At 69.1% G+C, this 5,756-nt stretch carries 8 protein-coding genes; 4 read left to right on the top strand and 4 right to left on the bottom strand.

Annotation, left to right across the window (positions count from 1 at the left end; all coding sequences use genetic code 11):
* Positions 1-427 precede the first annotated feature (427 nt).
* Both ACWD6N_RS37145 and ACWD6N_RS37140 read left to right on the top strand, forming a co-directional pair.
* Positions 428-1,204 carry a DUF427 domain-containing protein gene (locus ACWD6N_RS37145; protein WP_450006673.1) on the top strand — a complete coding sequence of 259 codons (777 nt, stop codon included), beginning with the start codon at positions 428-430 and terminating at the stop codon, positions 1,202-1,204.
* 42 nt (positions 1,205-1,246) lie between these two features.
* Positions 1,247-1,477 (top strand): hypothetical protein, encoded by a 231-nt coding sequence (locus ACWD6N_RS37140; protein ID WP_450006672.1) that lies wholly within the window; start codon positions 1,247-1,249, stop codon positions 1,475-1,477.
* A gap of 22 nt (positions 1,478-1,499) precedes the next feature.
* On the opposite strand, the gene msrA is transcribed toward ACWD6N_RS37140, so the two are convergent.
* Positions 1,500-2,018 carry a peptide-methionine (S)-S-oxide reductase MsrA gene (gene msrA / locus ACWD6N_RS37135; RefSeq protein WP_450006670.1) on the bottom strand — a complete coding sequence of 173 codons (519 nt, stop codon included), beginning with the start codon at positions 2,016-2,018 and terminating at the stop codon, positions 1,500-1,502.
* A 36-nt stretch (positions 2,019-2,054) separates the two neighbouring features.
* Positions 2,055-2,735 carry a DUF1223 domain-containing protein gene (locus ACWD6N_RS37130; RefSeq protein WP_354968384.1) on the bottom strand — a complete coding sequence of 227 codons (681 nt, stop codon included), beginning with the start codon at positions 2,733-2,735 and terminating at the stop codon, positions 2,055-2,057.
* Between the two features lie 478 nt (positions 2,736-3,213).
* Here ACWD6N_RS37130 and ACWD6N_RS37125 point away from each other — a divergent pair, with 478 nt between their 5' ends.
* Positions 3,214-3,411, top strand: coding sequence for a hypothetical protein (locus ACWD6N_RS37125; protein WP_354968371.1), 198 nt, complete (start codon positions 3,214-3,216; stop codon positions 3,409-3,411).
* A gap of 18 nt (positions 3,412-3,429) precedes the next feature.
* Here ACWD6N_RS37125 and ACWD6N_RS37120 read toward each other — a convergent pair whose 3' ends face one another.
* A complete protein-coding gene (locus tag ACWD6N_RS37120) occupies positions 3,430-3,864 on the bottom strand; it encodes a ChaB family protein (protein WP_354968372.1) in 435 nt (144 codons plus the stop codon).
* An 887-nt stretch (positions 3,865-4,751) separates the two neighbouring features.
* Here ACWD6N_RS37120 and ACWD6N_RS37115 point away from each other — a divergent pair.
* Positions 4,752-5,327 (top strand): hypothetical protein, encoded by a 576-nt coding sequence (locus ACWD6N_RS37115; RefSeq protein WP_450006668.1) that lies wholly within the window; start codon positions 4,752-4,754, stop codon positions 5,325-5,327.
* Here ACWD6N_RS37115 and ACWD6N_RS37110 read toward each other — a convergent pair.
* Positions 5,290-5,631: a siderophore-interacting protein gene (locus tag ACWD6N_RS37110; protein ID WP_450006666.1), complete on the bottom strand. Its 342-nt coding sequence runs from the start codon at positions 5,629-5,631 to the stop codon at positions 5,290-5,292. The genes ACWD6N_RS37115 and ACWD6N_RS37110 overlap by 38 nt on opposite strands.
* Between the last annotated feature and the right edge of the window lie 125 nt (positions 5,632-5,756).

Raw genomic sequence — 5,756 nt, 5'->3', positions numbered from 1 at the left:
CGCTGACCCGGCTGGCCGCGCCCTCCCGTCTCGCATCAGGGACGGGAGGGCGCTCCGGCCAGCGCCACCAGACCGTTTCGCGCCCGGCTGACCACCCGCACCCAGCTACGGGCGCCGGTTCGGCGGCGGGTTTCGACACCACCTGATCGCACCACCCAGTCCTCATAGGGAAGGCCAGTTCTCCCCTGGGCGATCCGGATCTAGCCGCGATGCGCGCGTCTGCCGCGGACCGTGACGGCCTCGCGATGCACCGTGAGGGTCATGTCAACGGTCAGGTGGGACGCGCCCCAGGGCCCCGGCAAAGTCGCGGAGTGCCCGGCTTGATGTGGTTGGTGTAGACGCGCCCTTGCTGGTGGTAGCAGGGCGGGCATGACCGTTCAGATGATCATCGAGGTTCCTACGCCTTATTGATCGTCCGAAGTGAGTCATGCCCGCCCTGCCATCATCGCTGATCTCGTCCTTGTCCGGCGCGCCGGCGGTCACCGTGCCCGAAACCGTCGCTGGGCTGACTGCGGCACTGGCGGGTCTGCCGGATCCTCGGGCCCGTCGCGGGGTGCGGCACCGGCTGGCGGTCGTGGTCACCGCAACGGTCTGTGCCGTGGTGGCCGGCTACCGCTCGGTCGACGAGCACCGCACGGAGCGGGTCCGGTGTGGGACCGGGCGGGTGCATGGGCTGCGGGTCGGCGAGACGACTCGTCCTTCGTCCGCTCGGTGGTACGGAGACGACGCGCTGCCCGGGTTGGCCGACACCGTCCGGTTCGAGTGGGCCGCCATGGACAGCTGGTTCGAGGAGGACGAGGAGGTCTTCGTGCACCCCCGGAATCCGTATGCCCGGGTGGACGCAATGCGGTCCACCCGACGCGTACGGGTGGAACTCGACGGGGCCGTACTGGCCGAATCGGCGTCGCCGGTGCTGGTCTTCGAGACCGGTCTGCCGACCCGCTACTACCTCAACCGGACCGAGGTGGCCTTCGGGCACCTCGTGCCGTCAGAGACGACGACCTCCTGCCCGTACAAGGGCCGGACCAGCCGCTACTGGTCCGTGCGCGTCGACGGCACGGTCCACCCGGACCTGGCCTGGTCGTACAGCTTCCCCACCGCCGCGCTCCTGCCGATCGCCTGGCTGATCGCCTTCCACAACGAGACGGTCGACCTGATCATCGACGGGGAGCGACTCACCCGGCCGAAGACGCACTTCTCCTGATCGTCAACGGCGGCTGAACTTGAACCCCAGGCGACGCGACGGGTGAAAATTGACCCCCTCGTGCGGGTCGGTAGTAGCGGTCTCAACGTCGACGTCCGCGAGCAGCTCAGCTTGGTGGCGGTCGAGTCGCTCTGGGACTCCAGCCCCGTCGAGCCGGGCGTGGTCTGGGCTACTGACGATGACGAGTTCGCCAAGATCCTCAGTGAGTGGACGCGAGCCGTGCCCTACTTGAGGAAGACCGATACGTACATCGCTCCTGGTACCTGGAAGTAAGCCGGCCGCACGACCGGGGCCACTACGCGGCGTTCCCCCCTCGGCGGGGCAGCTTCCAGTCCGGCCGAACGAAGTGGCAGGTGTATCCGCCGGGGTTCCGCTCCAGGTAGTCCTGGTGTTCCGGCTCGGCCTCCCAAAACGGGCCGGCAGGACTAACTTCGGTGACCACCTTGCCCGGCCACAGGCCCGACGCGTCGACGTCGGCAATCGTGTCCTCCGCGACCTGCCGCTGCTGGTCGTCCTTGTAGAAGATGGCCGACCGGTAGCTGACTCCCACGTCGTTGCCCTGGCGATCCTTCGTGGTCGGGTCGTGAACCTGGAAGAAGAACTCAAGGATGTCCCGGTAGGACACCTCGGCAGGGTCGAAGGCGATCTCGATCGCCTCGGCATGGGAACCATGGTTGTAGTACGTCGCGTTCGGCACATCCCCGCCCGTATATCCCACCCTGGTGGCGAGCACGCCAGGGCGTTTCCGGATAAGGTCCTGCATCCCCCAAAAACAACCGCCGGCCAGAACCGCCATCTCAGTCGTGTCAGCCATCGCTTCGCCCTCCCATCCGGGCTCTCGAAAGCAAGGTCACCTCCGTCGTCGCGCCGCCACATCGACGGACGCAGCCCCGACAATGGCCTTGTCGCCGTCGTTCTGGACATAGCCGACCACCGAGGCCTTTCGAGGATCGAGAGTTGGCGGCATCTCGAGGTCGACCCGCCCGCGCTCCACGTTCATTGGAATCGACGTGAAGGCGCGCACCACGCCGTCCTGCCGAAGCCGCCGCCCGGCGTTCTCGCCTCGGGGTACCTCGTTCTCCAAGCCACGTTCCACGACCGCCACGTTGAACGCCGCCGGCTGTGGCAGTCGCCCGGCCTGGTACTCCACCACGACCCGGCGTCCATCGCCCGTGCCCTCGGGAGCATCCTGCAAGGACAGCGCGAGCGGCGTGGTATCCGCCGCCTCCGAAAGGGCGGAGCTGATCGCAGACGAAGCCTGCCGGCGGTCGGATCCGACGAACTCAACGACGCCGTTGACGATCATCTGGGGGGTGTACAGCCCCCGGGAGCCGAGCGCCCGCGCGTACGCCTCCTGACGCAGGGTGTGCGCCTCGGCGCCGAACGGGTCGGCCCAGCCCAGGTGGTCCCAGTAGTCGACGTGGAACCCGAGCGCGTAGACAGGCTCGCCCCGATCCCGGGCGTCGCGGTCGATCTCGGACAACACGTCCTCGGCCGGAGGGCAACTGTTGCAGCCCTGGGAGGTGAACATCTCCACGACTGCGAAGCCGCCGCGGCCCGGCGGCCCGGCGCTACCAGACCCGGTGCCCCGTGTGTCCGTCATGGCGCATCCTCCTCGGTCAGTCCCGCTGGCGGCCCTGACCTTCCCGTTCCGGCGACCACCATGCGGAGGTACGAGGATCAAGACCCTCCTCAAACTCTTAAAAAGCGGCACCGTTCTCACGTGTGGCCGCCGCGCTCATCGGTCAAACCGGACGTCGCCCTCGGCAGCATCGTCATCCACCTGGCCGGTCACCACCCTGCTGCCCAACGAGGGCCGTCCACGCCGCCAAGGAACAGTCTGCCGCCGCCGCCGAGGAGATCGATCTCGCGCTACGGATGGCGTTCTTCCGCGACAGCCGGTGCATCTCCCTCCGCCACGAGATTCTTGACATCGCCGACGCTGCCGCAGCGTCGACAGCAGTCGCCTCGCCGACGCCCTCGACACCGGGCAGGCCCGGGGCACGATGATGCGGGACTACCAGCGGCACCGCGACGACGTGCGGGGCAGTCCCCACCTGTTCTTCGCCGGCGGACACCAGGTTCACAACCCGGGCATCACGATGCACTGGGAAGGCGAGCCCGGTGCCGGCTTCCCCGTCGTGGACGTTGACGACCCGTCGGTCTTCGCCGAGCTCGTCGCCCGTGCCGCAACCACCGTCACCTGATCCCGGCATCTTTCGGCGCTACCGCTTCCGGGCCCGCGCGGTGGCCCGGGCGTTGGCCTTCTCGATCGCGCCGACCTCGTCGCCCTTGTTCAGGTTCTCCGGGTCGTCGATGCCGACCCGGTGTGCGACGTCGTCGAGGTGTTCCTTGCTGGCGTTCGCGTCGACCCCCTGGGCGGTGTCCCGCCGTCCACGCGCCGACTCTGGCGTCCCCTGCTCGGCCTGCGGGTCCGATGGGCCCTTGTGCTCCTTGGGCTCCCAGTGGTCCCCGACCTTTTCATGGGTGTGCTTCAGGGAGGCGAACGCGGTGCGGTGGGCGCGCTCGCCGTCGCCGTAGGACTCCTCCGCCGACTCAAGCGTCTTCTTGTAGGTCCGTACCGCCTTGTCGTCGGAGCGGGCGATGGTCGACGGCACGTCGTCGCGCATCTGCTCGGCCTGCTCGTGCTTGTCGGGCATGACAACGCCTCTCTCCTGGTGATGCCGGCGGAACGGAACGCCCGGCGCGGCAGCCGCCCCGCAGGAACTCATGCCCTCCCCAGGTGGGCAACAAGGTGCATGCCCGCCTCGTGTAGAGGGAAACACCCGATCGAAAGGCGGCGGCCCGAGCAGGGCGTCGAGCGTCTGGACGACGTCAAGGAGGTCCGGATGGAGTCCGAGGGCCACTTCAGCGTCATCACCCGCGACGCCGGCAAGCTCCCGGGACGAGGTGCTAGCTGACGCCGTTTGCGCCCCCCGTCGCCGGGAAGGCGACGGGGGAACAGTGGCGCGCGGAGCCGCCCGCGCCATCGCACACACGGGGAGGCCGACATAGTGACCGGGAACGGCTGCACGATCTTCGCCAGCAGGCCCACGACGCGGGCATCGAGGGCAACTCCAAGATGACTGAGGAGCAGCTGCGCGACGCGCTGCGCAAGGTCGGCAAGGGCGAGCGGCCCCAGATGGCCAAGCACGAGACCAAGCGGTAAGCGCACGAGCGGTGCCGGCACCCTGACGGGTGCGCAGTCCAGGTTCGTCCGTACGCATTTGGTCAGCTCGGCGACCATGTCCTCGCTGAGAGGCAGGCGTCCGCGCACGCGGTGCAGGCCTGGGCGCAGTCGTTGAGGGCGTCGATCGCCGCCGCCAGCTTCGCGCGGTCCATGTTGATCGACTTCGGGTACATCTACCGCATCAGCATCTGGTGCTCGGCATCAGGGAATCCTCTCTCATGGTTCCCCGATCCCTACCCGAAGGCACCGACACACACCGCCGGACACGGCGGTATGACGGGGACGGCAGCGGGTACCGGTTGCACATGCCGAGTCGATCCGAAGCACTCGGACCGGCGTGACCCCCGGGGCAGAACCATGACCGACCAAGCGCCCCGCGAGGAGGGGGCGCGCCTGGCACGGCAGGAGAAGGAGGACGACCGGCTCAACGGTCCTGCCCGTCGGCTGGACAAGCCGATGGGCGTACTCGGCATCCTGTTCTTGCTGCTGGTGCTCGGCCAAGCCGTCACCCGCGACCAGCCACTCACCGGCGTGCTGACCGCCGCCAGCCGGGCGCTGTGGGCGGCCTTCGTCGCCGAGTTCGCGCTGCGTGCCTGGCTGGCCCGCCGCCGCGCCCGCGAGTTCTGGAAGCGCAACTGGTGGCAGGCGATCTTCCTCGCCGTACCCTTCCTGCGGTTCGTCCGCGCCGCCAACGCGCTGCGGGCCGCGCGCGGCACCGGCGTGGTCGCCGCCGCCGTCCACGGCTCCCGATCGGCGGGCCGGCTGCTGACCGACCGGCTGGCCTGGCTCGCCGTGGTCACCGTGGCGATCATCCTCGCCGCCGGGCAACTCCTAGTCGTCACCGGCTCCTACCCGACGTACGGGAAGGCCCTGCACGGTGCGACCCTGACCACGATCAACGGCGGTGCCAGCCGCTCAGCTTGGCCGGGTTAAGCACAATCCAGAGGACGGCGACCCTGGCGTCGGCCGTCTTGATGCCGACCACCGCGATAGCCTGGCCGGAGCGGCGCAGGGCCAGCCCGGCACGGCCGTTGACGGCCTCGATGGTCAGCTCGGCGTCCGGTTGCCCGGACAGCAGGACCGCGGCCATCTGGGCAACGTCTTCCGCGCCGTGAATGGGGCTCATTGCGGCGGGCAGCAGCCCGCCGCCGTCGCACACCGCGATCGCGTCAGCGTCCAGGGCCGCCCCGAGCGCGGCGATGTCTCCTAGCCGGCAGGCCTCGGCGAACCTGCGCACGACATCGTCATGCCGATTGAACATGCTGGGACCGGATAGGCGGGTGCGCGGGTGGCTCCACCGGGTCGTCGCCGGTGACGAATGCGCGGCGGGGATCCTGCAGCGAGGCCAGCGAGACGATGTCG

It is taken from the genome of Micromonospora sp. NPDC005163, assembly GCF_053599835.1.
This window is presented reverse-complemented; position numbering and strand designations above follow the sequence as displayed.